Source organism: Knoellia sp. B-D-2 (genome assembly GCF_057714695.1).
The window spans coordinates 1937283-1956268 of record NZ_CM173189.1 but is presented as its reverse complement, the minus strand read 5'-3'; the positions used below and the strand labels follow the sequence as shown (position 1 = coordinate 1956268).

General features: G+C 72.5%; 18 protein-coding genes. 8 read left to right on the top strand and 10 right to left on the bottom strand.

What is annotated here, in order from left to right; translation table 11 throughout:
* Positions 1-27: 27 nt before the first annotated feature.
* Positions 28-1527 (top strand): purine-cytosine permease family protein, encoded by a 1500-nt coding sequence (locus AC3EU2_RS09345; RefSeq protein ID WP_488176027.1) that lies wholly within the window; start codon positions 28-30, stop codon positions 1525-1527.
* Positions 1524-2078 (top strand): cysteine hydrolase family protein, encoded by a 555-nt coding sequence (locus AC3EU2_RS09340; protein WP_488176026.1) that lies wholly within the window; start codon positions 1524-1526, stop codon positions 2076-2078. Before AC3EU2_RS09345 ends, AC3EU2_RS09340 begins: the two co-directional genes overlap by 4 nt.
* A gap of 15 nt (positions 2079-2093) precedes the next feature.
* On the opposite strand, the gene AC3EU2_RS09335 is transcribed toward AC3EU2_RS09340, so the two are convergent.
* From AC3EU2_RS09335 to purF, 3 genes are all read right to left on the bottom strand, one after another.
* Positions 2094-2522, bottom strand: a complete 429-nt coding sequence (locus tag AC3EU2_RS09335; RefSeq protein WP_488176025.1) for a hypothetical protein — start codon at positions 2520-2522, stop codon at positions 2094-2096.
* Positions 2523-2609: 87 nt separating this feature from the next.
* The gene (gene purM / locus AC3EU2_RS09330) at positions 2610-3731 is read right to left on the bottom strand and encodes a phosphoribosylformylglycinamidine cyclo-ligase (protein WP_488176024.1); all 1122 of its coding nucleotides are present in this window, start codon (positions 3729-3731) and stop codon (positions 2610-2612) included.
* Positions 3732-3756: 25 nt separating this feature from the next.
* Entirely contained in the window at positions 3757-5331 is a 1575-nt protein-coding gene (gene purF, locus AC3EU2_RS09325; RefSeq protein ID WP_488176023.1) for an amidophosphoribosyltransferase, read from the bottom strand.
* An 85-nt stretch (positions 5332-5416) separates the two neighbouring features.
* On the opposite strand from purF, the gene AC3EU2_RS09320 reads away from it, so the two are divergent.
* The 4 genes from AC3EU2_RS09320 to AC3EU2_RS09305 all read left to right on the top strand — a co-directional run bounded on the left by AC3EU2_RS09320 (position 5417) and on the right by AC3EU2_RS09305 (position 9296).
* Positions 5417-7000, top strand: coding sequence for a molybdopterin-dependent oxidoreductase (locus AC3EU2_RS09320; protein WP_488176022.1), 1584 nt, complete (start codon positions 5417-5419; stop codon positions 6998-7000).
* A 225-nt stretch (positions 7001-7225) separates the two neighbouring features.
* Complete coding sequence (locus AC3EU2_RS09315) at positions 7226-7876, top strand: fasciclin domain-containing protein (RefSeq protein WP_488176021.1); 651 nt, start codon at positions 7226-7228, stop codon at positions 7874-7876.
* Positions 7877-7911: 35 nt separating this feature from the next.
* The gene (sigK, locus tag AC3EU2_RS09310; protein ID WP_488176020.1) at positions 7912-8505 is read left to right on the top strand and encodes an ECF RNA polymerase sigma factor SigK; all 594 of its coding nucleotides are present in this window, start codon (positions 7912-7914) and stop codon (positions 8503-8505) included.
* Positions 8502-9296, top strand: a complete 795-nt coding sequence (locus AC3EU2_RS09305) for an anti-sigma factor (RefSeq protein WP_488176019.1) — start codon at positions 8502-8504, stop codon at positions 9294-9296. The genes sigK and AC3EU2_RS09305 overlap by 4 nt, the downstream gene beginning before the upstream one ends.
* Positions 9297-9302: 6 nt before the next feature.
* Here AC3EU2_RS09305 and AC3EU2_RS09300 read toward each other — a convergent pair whose 3' ends face one another.
* From AC3EU2_RS09300 to AC3EU2_RS09280, 5 genes are read right to left on the bottom strand one after another with little or no spacing between them, the layout of a single operon-like run.
* Positions 9303-9488 (bottom strand): hypothetical protein, encoded by a 186-nt coding sequence (locus tag AC3EU2_RS09300; RefSeq protein ID WP_488176018.1) that lies wholly within the window; start codon positions 9486-9488, stop codon positions 9303-9305.
* Positions 9485-9928, bottom strand: a complete 444-nt coding sequence (locus tag AC3EU2_RS09295; protein WP_488176017.1) for an SRPBCC family protein — start codon at positions 9926-9928, stop codon at positions 9485-9487. The genes AC3EU2_RS09300 and AC3EU2_RS09295 overlap by 4 nt, the downstream gene beginning before the upstream one ends.
* A 47-nt stretch (positions 9929-9975) precedes the next feature.
* On the bottom strand, positions 9976-10224 hold the full coding sequence (locus tag AC3EU2_RS09290; protein ID WP_488176016.1) for a hypothetical protein: 249 nt from the start codon (positions 10222-10224) through the stop codon (positions 9976-9978).
* A gap of 9 nt (positions 10225-10233) precedes the next feature.
* Complete coding sequence (locus tag AC3EU2_RS09285; protein WP_488176015.1) at positions 10234-11133, bottom strand: LLM class flavin-dependent oxidoreductase; 900 nt, start codon at positions 11131-11133, stop codon at positions 10234-10236.
* 6 nt (positions 11134-11139) lie between these two features.
* Positions 11140-11529, bottom strand: a complete 390-nt coding sequence (locus AC3EU2_RS09280) for a sterol carrier family protein (protein WP_488176014.1) — start codon at positions 11527-11529, stop codon at positions 11140-11142.
* Positions 11530-11712: 183 nt separating this feature from the next.
* Between AC3EU2_RS09280 and AC3EU2_RS09275 the strand changes: the two genes are divergently transcribed.
* Both AC3EU2_RS09275 and AC3EU2_RS09270 read left to right on the top strand, forming a co-directional pair.
* Complete coding sequence (locus AC3EU2_RS09275) at positions 11713-13455, top strand: bifunctional metallophosphatase/5'-nucleotidase (protein ID WP_488176013.1); 1743 nt, start codon at positions 11713-11715, stop codon at positions 13453-13455.
* Between the two features lie 70 nt (positions 13456-13525).
* Entirely contained in the window at positions 13526-14326 is an 801-nt protein-coding gene (locus AC3EU2_RS09270) for a spermidine synthase (protein WP_488176012.1), read from the top strand.
* A 30-nt stretch (positions 14327-14356) separates the two neighbouring features.
* On the opposite strand, the gene AC3EU2_RS09265 is transcribed toward AC3EU2_RS09270, so the two are convergent.
* The gene (locus AC3EU2_RS09265) at positions 14357-15073 is read right to left on the bottom strand and encodes a hypothetical protein (protein WP_488176011.1); all 717 of its coding nucleotides are present in this window, start codon (positions 15071-15073) and stop codon (positions 14357-14359) included.
* Positions 15070-18957, bottom strand: coding sequence for a phosphoribosylformylglycinamidine synthase (gene purL, locus AC3EU2_RS09260; RefSeq protein WP_488179468.1), 3888 nt, complete (start codon positions 18955-18957; stop codon positions 15070-15072). Before purL ends, AC3EU2_RS09265 begins: the two co-directional genes overlap by 4 nt.
* Positions 18958-18986: the final 29 nt, after the last annotated feature.

The window sequence follows — 18986 nt, the reverse complement described above, 5'->3', positions numbered from 1 at the left end:
CCCCGGCGATCTGACATGCTCACCGGCATGACTGACGTGCGCAGCGCCGACGCCGCCAAGCGGCTCGGCGTCGAGACCACCGGGATCGAGATCATCGACGAGGCGGCCCGCACCGCCTCACCGCGCGACCTGTTCTGGCCGTGGTTCGCCGCCAACGTGTCGGTGTTCGGCATCTCCTACGCCGCGTTCGTCCTCGGCTTCGGCATCTCCTTCTGGCAGGCCGTCGTCGTGACGGTCATCGGCATCATCGTCTCGTTCGCCCTGTGCGGGATCATCGCCCTCGCGGGCAAGCGCGGGTCGGCCCCGACGATGGTGCTGTCGCGGGCAGCGTTCGGCGTCAAGGGGCAGAGGGTGCCCGGGGTCGTCTCGTGGCTGGTCTCGATCGGCTGGGAGACCTTCCTCGCCATCCTCGCCGTACTCGCGACCGCGACGATCTTCGAGCGGCTCGGCTGGGGCGGGGGCACGGTCACCAAGGTCATCGCCGCGGTCGTCGTGGCCACGATGATCGTGCTCGCCTCGGTCGCCGGCTACCACATCATCATGCGGATGCAGTCGGTGCTCACCTGGCTCACCGGCGCCATCACCGTCCTCTACGTCGTCATGACGGTCCAGCACCTCGACTGGTCGGCGATCTCCTCCCTGCCCTCCGGTGGGATCGGCGCGACGATCGGCGCCCTCACCCTCGTCATGACCGGCTTCGGGCTCGGCTGGATCAACATCGCCGCCGACTGGTCCCGCTACCAGCACCGTGACGCGAGCGGCGCGGCGATCGTCGGCTGGAACACCTTCGGCGGCGCCCTCGCGCCGGCCCTGCTCGTGAGCTACGGCCTCGCCCTGGCCGGGTCGGACGAGGAGGTCCTCGCCGGCATCGGCGCCGACCCCATCGGCACCCTCGCCACGCTCCTGCCCACCTGGGTGCTCGTGCCCTTCCTCCTCGCGGCGGTCCTCTCGCTCGTGTCGGGGGCGGTGCTCGGCATCTACTCCTCCGGCCTCACCCTCATCTCGCTCGGGGTGAAGATCCCCCGGCCCATGGCCGCCCTGGTCGACGGTGTCATCCTCACCCTCGGCACGTTCTACGTGGTCTTCGTCGCCGAGAGCTTCATCAACCCGTTCCAGTCCTTCCTCATCACCCTCGGGGTGCCGCTCGCCTCGTGGGCGGGGATCATGATCGCCGACATCGCCCTGCGCCGGCGCGACTACGACGACGACGCCCTCTTCGACGAGACCGGCCGCTACGGCGCCTTCGACTGGGTCTCGATCGGGACGATGGTCGCCGCGTCCGTGCTCGGGTGGGGACTCGTCGTCAACAACTTCGCCGACGACGCGACGTGGAACAACTGGCAGGGCTTCCTGCTCGACCCGCTCGGCCTCGGCACGTTCATCGAGGGAACAGCGGACTCCGCAGCGTATTGGGAGGGCACCTTCGCCTACGCCAACCTCGGCGTGCTCCTCGCGCTGATCCTGTCCTTCGTCGTGACGTATGCCGCCCGGCGCGGCACGGTGCGCCGCCAGGAGAGCGGCGCGTGACCTCGGGTCAGCCGGTCGACGTCGAGCCGCTGCCCGGCGAGTGGCTCGTCGTCATCGACCCGCAGGCGATCTTCGCGGACCCGGCCACCAGCGCCTGGGGGTCGCCGATGTGGTCGGAGACGGCCCCTCGCATCGCGCGTCTCGCCGCGGCATACGGTCCCGGGCGCACGGTCGTCACCCGCTTCGTGGCCGACCCGTCCCTCGGCGGCTCATGGGGGGCGTACTACGACGCCTGGCCTTTCGCCCTCGTCCCCGACGACGACCCCCTGTATGCCGTCGTGCCCCAGCTCCGTGGTGTCGCCGAGCGGGTGCTCACCGCCGGGACGTTCGGCAAGTGGCCCCTCCTCCGCGACGTCGTCGGTGACGACGCCCGGCTGCTCCTCACCGGGGTCTCCACCGACTGCTGCGTCCTCTCGACCGCGCTGCCGGCGGCCGACGCCGGTGCCCGCGTGCGGGTGGCCGCGGACGGGTGCGCGGGCTCCACCCCCGAGAACCACGCGCGGGCCCTCGCGGCGATGGCCCTCTACGGTCCCCAGATCACCCTGGTCTGACGCTCCCCGCCCTCGTCAGAGGACGCCGGTCGCGGCGAGCACCGCCGCACCCGCCAGGACACCGAGCGAGCCTGCTGCGACGCCTGCGCCACGAGGACCCACTGCCTCCCCGCGACCCAGCACCGCGGCGGCCGCGAGCCCGACGGCCCACCCGACGAACAGGCCCGGCGCGCTCTCGACGAGCAGCGGCGTGAGCTCGAGTGCGCCGACCTCGCGATCCATCACGACCTCGATGGCGGACCCGAGCGCCCACGCGGCCACGGCGACCAGGGCCAGCCAGGCGGCCAGCGCGAGCGTGCCGAGGGAGAGGACGCCGACGGCCCAGCGCCGGGTCGTGCGGTCTGCGCCAGCTCCGACGCGAGCACCCCCCGGGCCTGAGGGGCCTGAGGGGCCGGGTGGGCCGGACGGGCCGGACTCGAGGAGCGGGGCCTGGCCGTCGGACATGGTCACAGGATGGCCGCCCAGGAGCGGCCTGTCATGGGAACGGGTACTCAGAGCTGCCCCGTGGAGACGGTGTAGGACGCCACGTGCTCAGGCCGGGTGGTCGCCGACGACCTGGACGGAGCCGCCGTCGACGCCCTTGGCGCCGCGCACGACCTCGACACCGGCGGCGAGGCTCGCGCCCCCGAGCGACCGCACCTCGCCGATCGCCCACGACCGGATGCCGCGCTCGGCGAGCACCGCGCTCGCGGGGTCCACGGAGTCGGCGGGCAGGACGGCGACGAACCCCACGCCCATGTTGAGCGTGCGCTCGATGTCGTCGCGGGGGACGTTGCCGAGCTGCTGGAGGGTCGTGAAGACGGGGGGCGGGGTCCACGTGGACCGGTCGACCCGGGCGAGCACGGTGTCCGGCAGGACGCGGGCGAGGTTGGCGGCGAGCCCGCCTCCGGTCACGTGGCTGAGGCTGTGCACGTCGACGTCGTCGGCCCGGATGAGCGCGAGCAGGTCGGCGGCGTACACGCGGGTGGGGGTGAGGAGCTCCTCGCCGAGCGTGCGGCCGAACTCGGGCACGTCGCGGTCGAGCTCCCAGCCGGCGGCGGAGACGATCCGGCGCACGAGCGAGTAGCCGTTGGAGTGCAGCCCGCTCGACTCGAGGGCGAGGACGACGTCGCCCGCGGCGACGCGGTCAGGGCCGAGCACGTCGGCGTACTCGACGACACCGGTGGCGGCGCCGGCGACGTCGTACTCGTCGGGACCGAGCAGGCCCGGGTGCTCGGCCGTCTCGCCTCCGACGAGGGCCACGCCGGCCTGCTGGCAGGCACGGGCGATGCCGCCGACGATCGAGGCGATGCGCTCGGGCACGACCTTGCCGCAGGCGATGTAGTCGGTCATGAACAGCGGCTCGGCGCCGCAGACGACGATGTCGTCGACGACCATCCCGACGAGGTCGAAGCCGATGGTGTCGTGCCGGTCGAGCGCCTGCGCGATGGCGACCTTGGTGCCGACCCCGTCGGTGCTGGACGCGAGGACGGGCCGCCGGAAGCGGGTGAGGGCGCTCGCGTCGAACATCCCGGCGAAGCCCCCGAGCCCGCCGAGCACCTCCGGCCGGGTCGCGCGACGCACGTCGGCCTTCATCAGCTCGACGGCGCGGTCACCGGCCGCGACGTCGACGCCGGCTGCGGCATACGTGATCTGCTCGCCCTGTCCGCTCACGCCGGTCAGCCTAGTTCCCGGCTCGTCACGGACGGCGCACGGCCTCCGCGGCGCCGCCGGCGGCGGTGACCGAGACCCGGTCGACGTCGAGCGTGCCGGTCTCGGTGACGTCGCTGAGGCCCGCGTCGACCGGGAACTCGAGCTCGAGCAGGCCCTTGCCCAGCCGGTCCGCGGACGGCAGCTCGATCGGGTAGTTGCCGGTGAAGCAGGCCGTGCAGAGCTTCTCGGGCTCCTGGTCGGTCGCGGCGATCATGCCCGCCTCGGAGATGTAGCCCAGCGAGTCCGCCCCGAGAGAGCGGCAGACCTCCTCGACCCCGATGCCCGTGGCGATGAGCTCGGCGCGGGTCGCGAAGTCGATGCCGTAGAAGCACGGCCAGCGCACGGGAGGCGACGAGATGCGCACGTGGACCTCGGCGGCCCCGGCCTCGCGCAGCATCCGGACCAGGGCCCGCTGGGTGTTGCCGCGCACGATCGAGTCGTCGACGACGATGAGCCGCTTGCCCTTGATGACGTCCTTGAGGGGGTTGAGCTTGAGCCGGATGCCGAGCTGGCGGATGGTCTGAGAGGGCGCGATGAAGGTGCGGCCGACGTAGGCGTTCTTGACGAGGCCCTGGCCGTAGGGGATCCCCGACTCCTGGGCGTAGCCGATCGCGGCGGGGGTTCCCGACTCCGGCGTCGGCATGACGAGGTCGGCCTCGACCGGGTGCTCGCGGGCGAGGGCGCGGCCCATCTCGACCCGGGCCTCGTGCACGACCTTGCCGTTGATCGTCGTGTCCGGGCGGGCGAGGTAGACGTACTCGAAGACGCAGCCCTTGCGGTCGGTCTCGGCGAACCGCCGCGAGCGCAGCCCGTCCTCGTCGATGGCGATGAGCTCACCCGGCTCGACCTCGCGGATGAACGAGGCGCCGACGATGTCGAGCGCCGCCGTCTCGGAGGCGACCACCCAGCCGCGCTCGAGCCGGCCGAGGACGAGCGGACGGATCCCCTGGGGGTCGCGGGCGGCATACAGGGTCTGCTCGTTCATGAAGACGAAGCAGAAGGCACCGCGCAGCCGCGGGAGCACCTCGAGCGCGGAGTCCTCGAGTGTGCGGTCCGGGTCGGCGGTGAGCAGGGCGGTGACGAGGGCCGTGTCGGTGGTGTTGCCGCGGCCGAGCTCGCCGGGGTGCGGGCCGGAGCCGCTGCGCTCGTCGACGAGGTCGCGGAGCTCGCCGGAGTTGATGAGGTTGCCGTTGTGGGCGAGGGCCACGGTGCCGCCGTCGTGGCCGCCGAGGGTCGGCTGGGCGTTCTCCCAGGTGGAGGCCCCGGTCGTCGAGTAGCGGCAGTGCCCGATCGCGAGGTGGCCCTTGAGCGAGCCGAGGGAACGCTCGTCGAAGACCTGCGAGACCAGGCCCATGTCCTTGTAGACGAGCAGGCGGCGCCCGTCGGACGCGGCGATGCCCGCCGACTCCTGCCCGCGGTGCTGCAGCGCGTAGAGGCCGTAGTACGTCAGCTTGGCGACGTCCTCACCGGGGGCCCAGACGCCGAAGACCCCACAGGCGTCCTGCGGCCCCTTCTCGCCGGGCATGAGGTCGTGGGTGAGTCGTCCGTCTCCGCGTGCCACGCTGTCAGTGTCCCACGATCCCGCGGGACCTCGGCGCGGCCGTCGGCGACCCATCCGCACCGGGCTCGGCACCGAATGACTGGACATGAACGTTTCGGGCACGACGCACTCACGCTGGCCGTATGCCGCCAGCGGCCTCCTCGCGGCAGCGGCCGGTGCCGCCGCCGGTCACCTCGCCGCGTACTTCGTGGCGCCGGAGGCCTCGCCCGTGCTCGCCGTGGGCTCGACGGTCATCGACGCGACGCCGACGCCGGTGAAGGAGTGGGCGGTGCGCACGATGGGCACCGCGGACAAGCCGGTGCTCATCGGCAGCGTCGCCGTCGTCACCCTCCTCCTCGCCGCCGTGGCGGGGCTGCTGTCCGCGCGGCGCCCGATGGTGGGCCGGCTCGTCATCCTCGCGCTCGCCGTCCTCGCCACCGTCGCGGCGGTCCTGCGCCCCACGGCCGGCCAGGCCGACGTCATCCCCGGTCTCGTGACCGGGCTCGTCGGCGTGGCCGTCCTCGGACTGCTGCTCGGCCTGCTCCCCCGCGCTGGGGGCGCGGGAGCACCGGCCGGGGCCGGGCGGGAGCAGCCCACCGACCACAACGCCCGTGAGACCGGAGAGCCGGTCGCCCCGGCGCGTCGCAGCTTCCTGCTCGCCGCCGGCGGCACGGCGGTCGGCGCGGCCGCGGTCGGGGGCCTCGGCCAGAAGCTCACCACCGACGCGATCGCGCCGTCCTCGGTGACGCTCCCGACGCCGGCCGAGGCGCTCCCGCCCCTGCCGGCCGGCCTCGAGGGCCGCATCAAGGGCCTCGTCCCGTGGCGCACCCCGAACAAGGACTTCTACCGGATCGACACCGCGCTGGTCATCCCGCGCGTCGACGTCGACGGCTGGTCGCTGACGATCGACGGCGAGGTCGACTCACCCTTCACGATCGAGTACGCCGAGCTGAGCTCGATGGACCTCGTCGAGAAGGACATCACGATGTGCTGCGTGAGCAACGAGGTCGGCGGCGGCTACATCGGCGGCGCCCGCTGGCTCGGTGTCCCCGTGCGCCAGCTCCTCGAGCGCGCCGGGGTCCGCTCCGGCGCCGACCAGATCCTCAGCACCTCCGTCGACGGCATGACCATCTCCACGCCGGTCCAGGCGCTCACCGACGACCGCGACGCCCTGCTCGCCATCGGCATGAACGGCGAGCCGCTGCCGCGCCGCCACGGCTACCCCGTCCGCCTCGTCACCCCCGGCCTGTTCGGGTTCGTCGGCTCGACCAAGTGGGTCGAGCGCCTCACCGCGACGACGTATGCCGCGAAGAAGGCCTACTGGACCGAGCGCGAGTGGGCGACCGACGGCCGGGTGCTCACCCAGTCGCGCATCGACACCCCGCGTGGCCTGTCCCAGCTCAAGACGGGCAAGAACGTCATCGGCGGAGTCGCCTGGGCGCAGGGTCGCGGGATCGCCAAGGTCGAGGTTCGGATCGGCGAGGGACCCTGGCGGCAGGCCGTGCTCGGCCCGGACGCCAACATCGACTACTGGCGCCAGTGGTACCTCGAGTGGGACGCCCCCGCCGGTCAGCACCAGCTGACCGTCCGCGCGACCGACCTCACCGGCGCGGTCCAGCCCGAGCAGCGCACCGAGCCGTTCCCGCGAGGCGCCACCGGCTGGCACACCATCCCCGTCACCGTCGAGTAGCCGCCGCGCGCCCAGCTTTTGCTCCCCATGCGGCAACCGGTGGGGTCCGGAGGGAACCGTTCCCTCCGGACCCCCGAGGTTCGCCCATGGGGAGAAAAAGCTGTGTCGGGGGGGCTGGGAGGCGTGCGCGAGAAAGTTCGAGAAACATTGGGGCGCAAGCAATCCGGGTGGGATGCGGCTGCGAATAGCAGGTGTACGCCAACCCTTTCCAGGAAGAGATCGATCATGAAGCTCACGCACCGTTCCTCTGCCCTCGCCCTCGCATTCGTCCTCCCGCTCGGCCTCGCGGCCTGCGGCAGCTCCGACGACACCGCGGACGCCGGCTCCACCACGGAGAGCTCGATGTCGGCGTCGGCCTCCCCCAGCGCCTCGGCCTCCCCCTCGGAGTCCATGGCCATGGCGGGCGAGCCGTTCGGCGCCGCCTGCAGCCAGGTCCCCGCGTCGGGTGCGGGCTCCTTCGACGGCATGTCGACGGCCCCCGTCGCCACCGCCGCGAGCGCCAACCCGCTCCTGTCGACCCTCGTCACCGCCGTCGGTGAGGCCGGTCTCGTCGACACCCTCAACAGCGCCCCCGAGCTGACCGTCTTCGCGCCGGTCAACGACGCCTTCGCCGCGCTCCCCAAGGCGACGATGGACGCCGCGATGGCCGACCCCAAGGGTCTGCTCACCAAGGTGCTCACCAACCACGTCGTCGCGGGCAAGATCGCCCCGGACAAGATCGCCGGCGAGCACAAGACCCTCGGTGGCGGGACCATCACCGTCGCAGGCAGCGGTGAGGACTTCACCGTCGGGGAGGCCAAGGTCATCTGCGGCAACGTGCAGACCGCCAACGCCACCGTCTACATCATCGACGGCGTCCTCCTCCCGGCCATGTGATCCGGCTCCACGAGGCGTAGGTCATCATGGTCGTCATGGCAGCGGTGGGTTCAGGGGACGAGTCCCTACCGACCGCTGCCATGGGGCCGGACCTCGTCGCCCTCCTCACCAGGGCGGCACGCGGTGACGAAGCCGCCTTCGCCGAGCTCTACGACGCCACCGCCAGCCGGATCCACGGACTCGTGGTCCGGGTCGTGCGCGACCGGGCGCAGAGCGAAGAGGTCACGCAGGACGCCTACCTCGACATCTGGCGGCACTGCACCCGCTTCGACCCCGCGAAGGGCTCGCCGCTCTCGTGGATGATGACCATCGCGCACCGCAAGGCGGTCGACCGGATCCGCTCGGTCGAGGCCAGCAAGGCGCGGGAAGTCACCTACGAGGCCACCACCGTCGACCGGGAGCACGACTCGACGCTCGAGCAGGTCGAGGTCCGCCTCGACCAGCAGCGCGTGAGACGGGCCCTGGCCAGCCTCACCGACACCCAACGAGGAGCCGTCGAGCTCGCCTACCTGGGTGGCCACACCCACACCGAGGTGGCCGCCCTCCTCGACATCCCGCTCGGGACCGCGAAGACACGGATCCGGGACGGTCTCATCCGACTTCGCGACACCCTGGAGGTGACGGCATGAACCCTGACACCCACGCCCTCGCGGGTGCGTATGCCGTCAACGCCGTGACCGAGGACGAGCGCGCCTCGTTCGAGACCCACCTCGAGCTGTGCCCCGACTGCCGTGCCGAGGTCGCCGAGCTCCGGGCCGCCGCCGCGACCCTCACCTCCGACGTCGAGATGACCCCACCGCCCGCGCTGCGGGCCTCGGTCCTCTCCGCCATCTCCCAGACCCGCCAGCTCTCCCCCCTCGCCGATGCCGCCGGGACCCGCACCCCACCCGGGACCTGGGCGGCTTCCCCGTCGTCAGTCGCGGCGCCGGCGCAGGACGCCCTCGTGGTCGACGAGCTCGCCGCCCGACGCGGTCGACGTCTCCAGCCGTGGCTCGCCGGGGTCGTCGCCGCCGCCGTCATCGGGGTCGCCACCTTGGCGTGGCAGCCGTGGGACGACGCCGCCCCGGGCCAGCAGGTCACCGCCACGGAGCAGGTGCTCCGGGCCGGGGACGCGCAGCGGCTCGAGCAGCCCATGGGCGCCTCCGAGATCGCCATCGTCCGCAGCCCGTCCATGAAGCAGGCCGTCTTCGTCGCCGACGCGATGCCGACGCCACCCGCCGGCCGGGCCTACCAGCTGTGGTTCGACGTGCCCGGGCTGGGCATGGTGAGCGCCGGGATGATCCCGACGTCCAACGCCACCGTCGCCGTGATGCTCAAGGGTGACGCCTCGGCCGCCACCGGCGCCGGGATTACGCTGGAGCCCGAGACCGGCTCCGAGCACCCGACCTCCGACCCGGTCGCGCTCTTCACCTTCGCCTGACGGCCGTCAGCGACGGCGGCGGCTCGCGACGACGAGGGCGACCCCGGCCACGGCGACGACCGGTCCGATGACCGCCCACGTCGTGACGCCCGACATCGCGCTGCCTCCCAGCACACCCAGCCCCTGCAGCGTCCAGATGCCTCCCACGACGACGAGCATCACCCCGAGAGCGAGCCGCAGCCCCGGGCTCACGAGCGTCGGTCCGACTCCGCGAAGACCTTGAAGGCCTCGAGGTCCCGGCGGGTCGCCTGCGGGAAGGTCCGGCCGAGCACCAGCCCGACGACCTTCATCGCGCCGCTGAACTCGAAGAGGTGGTGGGCGACCCATCGGGTCGCGTCCGGGCCCGCCTCGTGGAACTCGTTGCGCGCCACGTTGTGCACGCCCTTGGCCTCGTAGGTGGCCTCGAAGGCGTAGGGGAGGTCGTGCCGCGTGACCGTCTCGGTCATCTCCACCGTCCCCCGTCCGCGCCTCACCATCAGCCTGGAGCGCGCGCCAGGACGCCGGGGCTCGCCGCTGAGGTGCTCGACCGAGACCAGCCCGTCCTGCCACTCGGTCATGGTGTCCGGGTCGTCGAAGAGCTCGATGAACCGCGCCCGCGGGACGTTGACGACGATCTCCTCGGTGTACTCCACCCTGTGACGCTACTGCGCCGGGTCCGCGCACTGCAGGTCCTTGAGGATCAGCGGTTGCGGCGCTCCGACAGCGTCTCGACGAGGATGGAGACCGCGGCGGCGAGGAGCCCGACGACGAGCGCGCCGAGGAGCCCCAGGTAGCCGACCGCCGTCGACGTCGAGTACTCCCCCTGCACGACCCGCGACGACGGCTCGAGCCCGCCGTAGATCCCCAGGAACGCGCCGAGGGCGAAGCCGACGACCGCTCCGATGATGAGGACGCGGAGGTGGTTGGGGCGACGGACCTGACTGTTCACGAGTCCACGTTACTTCGCCTCAGGAGCGCCGCCGCCGGAGGCCCCGGCGTCCCCGCCACCCTGCCGGACGCGGGAGGCGACCTCCTCGAGCGTCGCCTCCGACCCGGCATACGGGTCCTCGGCACGCGGCCAGTGCGTGATCGTGTCGGTGAAGCCCAGCGCGGCCGCGCGCCCGGTCATCTCCTCGTAGACGCCGACCGACGCGAGCGAGAACTGGGGCGAGGCGTCGAGCAGGAGGTAGCGGTCCTTGCCCTCCGACCCGTGCGTGCCCGTGAACCGTGCGGCGAGCGCGGCGACCCCGGTCCACCACTCCTCCACCGTGTCCCCGCCGCTGCCCGTGGTCACCCAGGCGTCGCCGTGCAAGGCGGCGAGGCGCAGCGAGCGCGGTCCGTTGGCCGCGACGACGAAGGGCACCCGGTCACGGACCGGACCGGGGAGCGTGCGGGCGTCGCGGACGTCGCGGACGGCATACCACTCACCGTCGTGGTCGACGTGGTCCTCGCGCAGCAGGCGGTCGAGGAGCGGGACGAACTCGTGGAAGCGGTCCACCCTCGCCCTGAGCGGGTGCGCCTCCCCGAGGATCGTCGAGTCGAGGTCGCCGCCGGTGCCGAGGCCGCAGAGGAAACGGCCTGCGGACAGGTCGTCGAGCGCGAGGACGTCGCGGGCGAACACGTACGGGTGGCGGAAGTTCGGTGACGTGACGAAGGTGCCGAGCCGGATCGTCGACGTCACCCCGGCCGCAGCCGCCAGCGTCGGCACCGCGGGGAACCACGGGCTGTCCGGGAGGCCGCCCCACACGAGGTGGTCGTAGACCCAGGCGTGGCTGAAGCCCATCTCCTCGGCGGCGCGCCAGCGCGGGCCGGCCTCGCGCCAGGGGAGGTCGGGCAGGATCGAGATGCCGTGGCGCACCCCTGCTCAGCTCCTCTCGTCGTCCGGGTGACCGGGGAAGAGCGGCAGGTATGCCGTGAGGTCGGCTCGCGTGCCGCTCACCCGCAGGCGCCCCTCGCCTGCGGCAGTCGCGCTTTCGAGGTCACCGACCGCGAGCGCCAGCCACGTCGACGCGTCGGTCTCGATGACGTTGGGCGGGGTGCCGCGACGGTGCTGGAGGCCCTCGACGCACTGGACCACGCCGAACGGGGGGACGCGGACCTCCACGCTGCGCCCGGGCGCCCGGATGCCGAGCTCCTCGAGGGTGAACCGGACCGCCAGGGCCGTCGTGGGACGGTCCGCAGCGGTCGGGTCGGCGGCCCATACGGTGAGCGCAGCGCGCCCGGCGGCGGTGGGCACTCGGCGACGGGGCGGCATACGCCCATCGTAGGTCTGACCTCGGACGTCACCCTCGCGGCGGTCGGGTCAGGCGTCGTTCACAGAACGTTCGCACAGAAGGCTGTGCAAACGGCTCGGCTCAGGGCAATATGGACCGGGTTGCCGAGCCCCTGCCGGCGACCACGCGCGCACTCACCCGGAGTGGCGGAACCAGGAGTTGGCATGACGATCACCACCAGGCGCCGGGTCGGCGCGACCGTTCTGGCGGCGGCCTGCGCCGCAACCCTCGCGGCGGCCCCGGCGAGTGCCGACCGTCCCAAGCCCACCAAGCCGACCAAGGCGACGACGACGGTCCAGCTGCTGTCGTTCAACGACTACCACGGGCACCTCGAGGCCACCGACCCGAAGCTCACCCCCGTCGAGGACCCGAGCCAGACGCCCGTTGGTGGCGCCGAGTACCTCTCCTCGACGCTGGGCGCGCTGCGCCAGAAGCCCGGCTACGCCGGCAGCCTGACGGTCGCGGCCGGAGACCTCATCGGTGGTTCGCCGTTCCTGTCGGGCATGTTCCACGACGAGCCCGCCGTGGAGTCGCTCAACGAGATGGGCCTCGACGTCAGCTCCGTCGGCAACCATGAGTTCGACGAGGGCACCGACGAGCTGCTCCGCATGCAGGACGGTGGCTGCCACCCGACCGACGGCTGCTACTTCCCGCAGGCGCCGTACGCCGGTGCCGACTTCCAGTGGCTCTCGGCCAACGTGGTCCGCAAGGACAACGGCCGCACCCTCCTGCCCGGCACCTCGATCAAGAAGATCAACGGTGCCAGGATCGGCTTCATCGGCATGACCCTCGAGGCCACGCCCACCCTCGTCAGCCCGGCCGGTGTCGCGTCGGTCGACTTCCTCGACGAGGTCGAGACCGCGAACGCGCAGGCAAAGCAGCTCAAGAGGCAGGGCGTGAAGGCGATCGTCGTCCTCCTCCACGAGGGCGGCTACCAGACCGGCACCATCAACGCCTGCAACGGCATCTCGTCGCCGATCGCCCAGATCGCCGCCCAGATGAGCCCTGAGATCGACCAGATCATCACGGGTCACACCCACCAGGCCTACATCTGCTCGCTGCCCGACCCGGCCGGCAACCCGCGACTCGTCACCAGTGCCCACGACTACGGACGCACCGTCACGGAGACCTCGCTCGTCATCGACCGCCGCACGGGTGAGGTGGTTCGTGACAGGTCGACGGCCGTCAACCACCTCGTCAAGCAGGAGACGAAGGACGGCGCGATCACTCAGATCATCGACAAGTGGAACACCCTCGCGGGCCCGCTCAAGGGCCAGGTGGTCGGGACGCACTCCGAGGACATCCTCGGCGACTCCGGCGGCAACCGCGGCATCGAGACGCCGATGGCCGACGTCGTGGCCGACGCGATCCTCGCCGGCACCGACGGTGCGGCCGAGGGCGGCGCGCAGATCGCGTTCATGAACGTCGGAGGTGTCCGCGAGGACCTGCCGATGGCCCCGAAGTACTCCGAGGCGCCCGGTGAGATCACCTACGCCGAGGCGTTCGACGTCGCACCGTTCAACAACCTGCTCGTGAGCATCGACCTCACCGGTGACCAGATCCGCCAGGTCCTCGAGCAGCAGTACCAGCCCGTGGCCGCCCGCGGCTCGCGCCCCATGCTGGCTCTGGGCGTCTCCGAGGGCTTCACCTACGACTGGGACGCGTCGCAGCCGCAGGGCTCGCGGGTCGTCTTCGGCTCGATGGCCCTCGACGGGGCGCCGATCGAGGCGACGAAGACCTACCGGGTCGGGACGCTGAACTTCCTCGCCGACGGTGGCGACCTGTTCACCGCGTTCACCCAGGGCACGAACCGCGCCGGTGGCCCGGAGGACCTGGCCAACCTCGTCGCGTACTTCGAGGCCAACCCCGGCCTGACCGCTCCGGCCAGCCGCATCGGCGGCCTCTGAGCACCGTCGGTCCCAGCACCCCAAGCACCCCCCGCGCCACGTCGGCGCGGGGGGTGCTTGGCTGGGGGGCGTGACCGACGCACCCGTCTTCGAGCAGGACGGCGACGTCACGTGGGTCCACGTCGGCGAGCACGCCCAGTCCGCGGTGTCCCTCACCGACCCCTCCTACCTCGCCTTCGAGTACGTCCAGCACCTCGCCCTCTGCGTCGACGCGGTCTTCGCCCGTCCGGAACCCGTGCGGGTGACGCACGTCGGCGGCGCCGGGCTGACGCTGGCGCGCTGGGTGCACCACACCCGCCCCGGGTCGCCCCAGATCGTGCTCGAGCCCGACACCGCGCTCACCGAGGCGGTCCGGCGCGAGCTGCCGCTCCCCCGCGGCCACCGGATCCGGGTGCGCCCGCTCGGTGGCGAGGAGGGCGTGGCCGGGCTCGCCTCGGCCAGCGCGGACCTCGTCGTCCTCGATGCGTATGCCGGCGGGCAGGTTCCCGCCTCCCTCACCACCGTGGAGTGGCTGGGCGAGGTCGCCCGAGTCCTCGCACCCGGCGGGCTCGTGCTCGCGAACCTCGGCGACCGCCCGGGGCTGCGGTATGCCGCGCGCGTCGCCTCGGGTGCCCGGGCCGCGCTGGGCCCGGGTGCGCAGACGGCCTTCGTCGCGCTGCACGGCGTGCTCAAGTCGAAGGGGTTCGGCAACGTCGTCGTCGCCGCCTCGCGGGACCCGCTGCCCGTGGACGCGCTCAAGCGGGCAGCGGCCCGGCAGCCGCTGCCGACCGGGGTGGTGGGGCCGAGGGAGGTGCTCGGCCGCAGCGCCGGCGCCGTCCCCTTCAGCGAGGCCGCGGGCGACACCGCCCCCTCGCCGGCTCCCCCCGGCTGAACCGGGCGGCCCGCCGTTGCTGCGGCTCGGTCACCTCGGGGGCCGGAAGTCCTCGGGCGACCAGTCCCGTGACCAGTCCGTGGTGGCCCCGTCGTCCACGGAGGTCGACGCACCGCGGGACGCATCCCCCGGGGTCGAGTCCGTCGCCGTCGGCTCCTCCTCGACCGACTCCTCGACGTCGACCTCGGGCGCCGGCGCAAGGCGCAACCACCACAGCACCGCCCCGGTCAAGGTCAGCAGCGAGGCGCAGAGCGTCGTCAGGTTGCCCACCATCAGGTCGGTCGGCGGCCCCGTGCCGAAGAAGCCCGCCGGGTCATCCTCCGCACCGTCCGGACTCGTCATCGCGTAGAGGTTGGCCAGGACGAGCCCCACGACGACGACGAGGGCGAGCAGCAGCGCCCCCAGCACCTCCCAGCGGAGCCGTCTGACCTGCTCCCACGAAGGGAGACGGTGGAGGGCCATGACGGCGGCGGCCACCAGCGCCGACGCCAGCAGGAGATGGGCACCGATCGGACGGAAACCGGACTCGACCACCAGCAGAGTGGTGCGAACGGCGAAGGTCAGTGTCAGGGGCGAGCCGTCCGGTCCGGAGGACTCCTCGTACTGCTGCCACGCGCTCCGGAGGCCGATGAGGAGTCCGGTGGTCGTCAACACCGACGCCCCCGCCAGCAGTCGAGTGCTGACGCCGACGAGCCGATCCCGTGCCATCGCACGCACGTGCCCGGTCGCCCCACCCTGTCCCGTCATCCGACAAAGGTACGGGCGTTGCGGAAGAGGCGCATCCACGGCGACAGGTCCTCGACCGAACCGCTCGTCCACGACATCTGGGCGTTGCGCTGGACCCGCTCGGGGTGCGGCATCATCGCCGTGAACCGGCCGTCGGTCGTCGTGACCGCGGTCAACCCGTCGGGCGAGCCGTTGGGGTTGACCGGGTAGGACGTCGCGACGCCACCGTCATTCATCACGTAGCGAGCCACACGCGGCACCTCCGCCGCGTCACCCCGCACCGAGAAGTCGGCGAAGCCCTCGCCGTGCGCGACCGCGATCGGGATGCGCGACCCGGCCATGCCGGACGTGAAGATCGAGGGCGAGTCGAGGACCTCGACCAGCGAGAGGCGCGCCTCGTACTGCTCGGAGCGGTTGCGGGTGAACCGCGGCCAGTCCTGCGCGCCCGGGATGAGGTCGGCCAGCGCCGCGAACATCTGGCAGCCGTTGCAGATGCCGAGCCCGAAGGTGTCACCGCGGTGGAAGAAGCCGTGGAACTCGTCCGTCAGCTTCTCGTTGAAGAGCACCGACCGCGCCCAGCCCTCACCGGCCCCGAGGGTGTCGCCGTAGGAGAAGCCGCCGCACGCGACCAGCCCGACGACGTCGGACAGGGAGGCCCGACCGGTCTGCAGGTCGGTCATGTGGACGTCGATCGTCTCGAAGCCGGCCCGGTGGAACGCGTAGGCCGTCTCGACGTGGGAGTTGACGCCCTGCTCGCGCAGGATCGCCACCCGCGGCCGGGCGCCCAGGTTGAGGAACGGCGCAGCCACGTCGTCTGCGGGGTCGAAGGAGGTGGAGACGTGAAGCCCGAGGTCATCATCGGAGCCGACGGACGCGTGCTCCTGGTCGGCGCACTCCGGGTTGTCGCGCAGCGACGAGATCCGCCAGGACACCTCGTCCCACGCCTGCACGAGGTCCTGCACGGCCTCGTCGATCGGCATGTCGCCGTCGACCGACACCCGCACCCGGCGCTCCTCCTGGGTCCCGCCGACGACCGACGAGAAGTCGCCGACGCCAGCGCGGACGAGCACCTCGCGCACCTCGTTGACCGAGTCGGCCGGCACCCCGAGCACGGCGCCGAGCTCCTCGGTGAAGAGGGCCTCCACCGAGTCGACGGCGACCTCGACGCCCAACCCGCTCGCGAACGCCATCTCGCACACGGTCGCCCACAGTCCGCCGTCCGAGCGGTCGTGGTAGGCCGAAACCAGCGCGCGAGAACGCAGCTCGCGCACGGCCTCGACGAGCGCCACGAGCCGGGACGGGTCGTCGAGGTCGGGGACCTCACCGCCGAACACCCCGGACACCTGGGCGAGCATCGAGCCGCCGAGGCGGTCGGCGCCGGCGCCGAGGTCGACGAGGACGAGTGCCGAGTCGGGCTGCAGCTGGGGCGTGAGCGTGCCGCGCACGTCCGGCAGCGCCGCGAAGGCGGTGACGACGAGCGACACCGGTGACGTCACCTGACGGGCCTCCCCGGAGGAGGGGTCGGTCCAGCGCGTGCGCATCGACATCGAGTCCTTGCCGACCGGCACCGAGATCCCGAGCGCCGGGCACAGCTCCATGGCGACGGCCTCGACCGTGTCGTAGAGGGCGGCGTCCTCGCCGTCCTCCCCGGCCGCGGCCATCCAGTTGCACGACAGCTTCACGCCCGCCAGGGCCGACAGGGGCGCCGCGAGCAGGTTGGTCAGCGCCTCGCCGACCGCCATCCGCCCGGAGGCGGGAGCGTTGACGGAGGCGAGCGGCATACGCTCCCCCGACGCCATGGCCTCACCCGCGAAGCCGGCGTGGTCCGCCAGGGTGACCGCGACGTCGGCGACCGGGACCTGCCACGGGCCGACCATCTGGTCGCGGTGCGAGAAGCCCCCCACGGTCCGGTCCGCGATGGTGACGAGGAAGCGCTTGCTGGCGACCGACGGGTGCCGCAGGACGGCGTAGGCCGCGTCGCGCACGTCGACCGCGCCCACGTCGAGCGGGTCGCCGGTCCACGACACCCGGGTCGCGTCGCGGGTCATCTTCGGCGGCTTGCCGAGCAGGACCTCCATCGGCATGTCGATGGGGACGTCGTCGTCGGAGTCGCCGGCGACGAGAAGCTGGGCGTCGTCCGCCGCGACCCCGATGACCGACAGTGGGCAGCGCTCGCGCCCGGCGAAGGACTCGAGCAGCTCGAGCGACTCCGGCGCGATCGCGAGCACGTAGCGCTCCTGGCTCTCGTTGCACCAGATCTCCTTGGGCGCGAGACCGGACTCCTCGAGCAGCACCGCGGACAGGTCGAAGCGGGCACCGAGCCCGGCGTCGTCGACGAGCTCGGGGAAGGCGTTGGAGAGGCCGCCCGCGCCGACGTCGTGGATCGCGAGCACCGGGTTGTCGGCGCCCATCGACCAGCAGTGGTTGATGACCTCCTGCGCGCGCCGCTCCATCTCCGGGTTGCCGCGCTGCACGGAGTCGAAGTCGAGCTCGGCCGCGTTGGCGCCGGACGCCATCGACGACGCGGCGCCGCCGCCCATGCCGATCCGCATGCCGGGTCCCCCGATCTGGACGAGCAGCGTCCCGGCGGGGAAGAGCACCTTCTCGGTCTGGTCGGCGCTGATCGCGCCGAGGCCGCCGGCGCTCATGATCGGCTTGTGGTATCCGCGGCGCACCCCGTCGACGGTCTGCTCGTAGACGCGGAAGAACCCGCCGAGCCCGGGGCGCCCGAACTCGTTGTTGAAGGCGGCGGCGCCGATCGGGCCGTCGACCATGATGTCCAGCGGCGTCGCGATGTGGTCGGGTGATCCGTAGCCCTCGCGCTCCCACGGCTCGTCCGTGCCGGGCAGGTGCAGGTTAGACACGACGAAGCCGGTGAGCCCGGCCTTGGGCGCGGACCCCCGCCCGGTCGCCCCCTCGTCGCGGATCTCGCCGCCGGCGCCGGTCGCGGCACCGGGGAACGGCGAGATGGCGGTGGGGTGGTTGTGCGTCTCGACCTTCATGAGGACGTGCACGTCCTCCTCCCGGGCGGCGTAGGCCGTCGGCCCGTCACCGCGCCCCGGCAGCCAGCGCTCGACCCGCCCGCCCTCCATGACGGAGGCGTTGTCCTTGTAGGCGACGACGGTGCCCGCGCCGGCGACCGCCTCGGTGTGCCGGATCATCCCGAACAGGCTGCGGACCTGCGGCTCGCCGTCGACGACGAAGTCGGCGTTGAAGATCTTGTGCCGGCAGTGCTCCGAGTTGGCCTGCGCGAACATCATCAGCTCGACGTCGGTCGGGTTGCGCTGCAGCCCCGTGAACGACTCCGCGAGGTAGTCGATCTCGTCGTCGGACAGGGCCAGCCCGTATGCCGTGTTCGCGCCTTCCAGCGCGGCGCGGCCACCGCCCAGCACGTCGACGTGCTCCATCGGCTCGGCCCGGCGCTCGTCGAAGAGGGCCTGCGCCGCCTCGCGCAGCGGGAGCGCGGTCTCGGTCATGCGGTCGTGGAGCAGCGCGGCGACGGCGCCCCACGGCTCGCCGGTGAGCTCGACCCCCTCGACGAGGAACTCGGTGACCCGCTCGACGCGGCGGATGTCGATGCCGCAGTTGTGGACGATGTCGGTCGCCTTGCTCGCCCACGGCGAGATGGTGCCGAGCCGGGGCCCGACCACGACGAGGGTGCGGGGCTCCTCGTCAGCCGGCGGACCGGCATACGCCTCCCCGTAGGTGAGCAACCGGGAGACCGTCGCCGCGAGGTCGCCGGTGAGGGGCGCCTCGCTGGCGACCCAGTGCACGAAGCGGGCCGAGACGCCCGTGACCCCGGGGTCCACCGCACGGAGCCTCGCGACGAGGGCGCGGGCCCGGAACGGTGAGAGTGCGGACCCGCCCTCGACGGCGGTCAGGGCGAGGTCGTGCGAGGAAACCAACACAGGAGGTTCTCCGAGGGGTGGTGCGG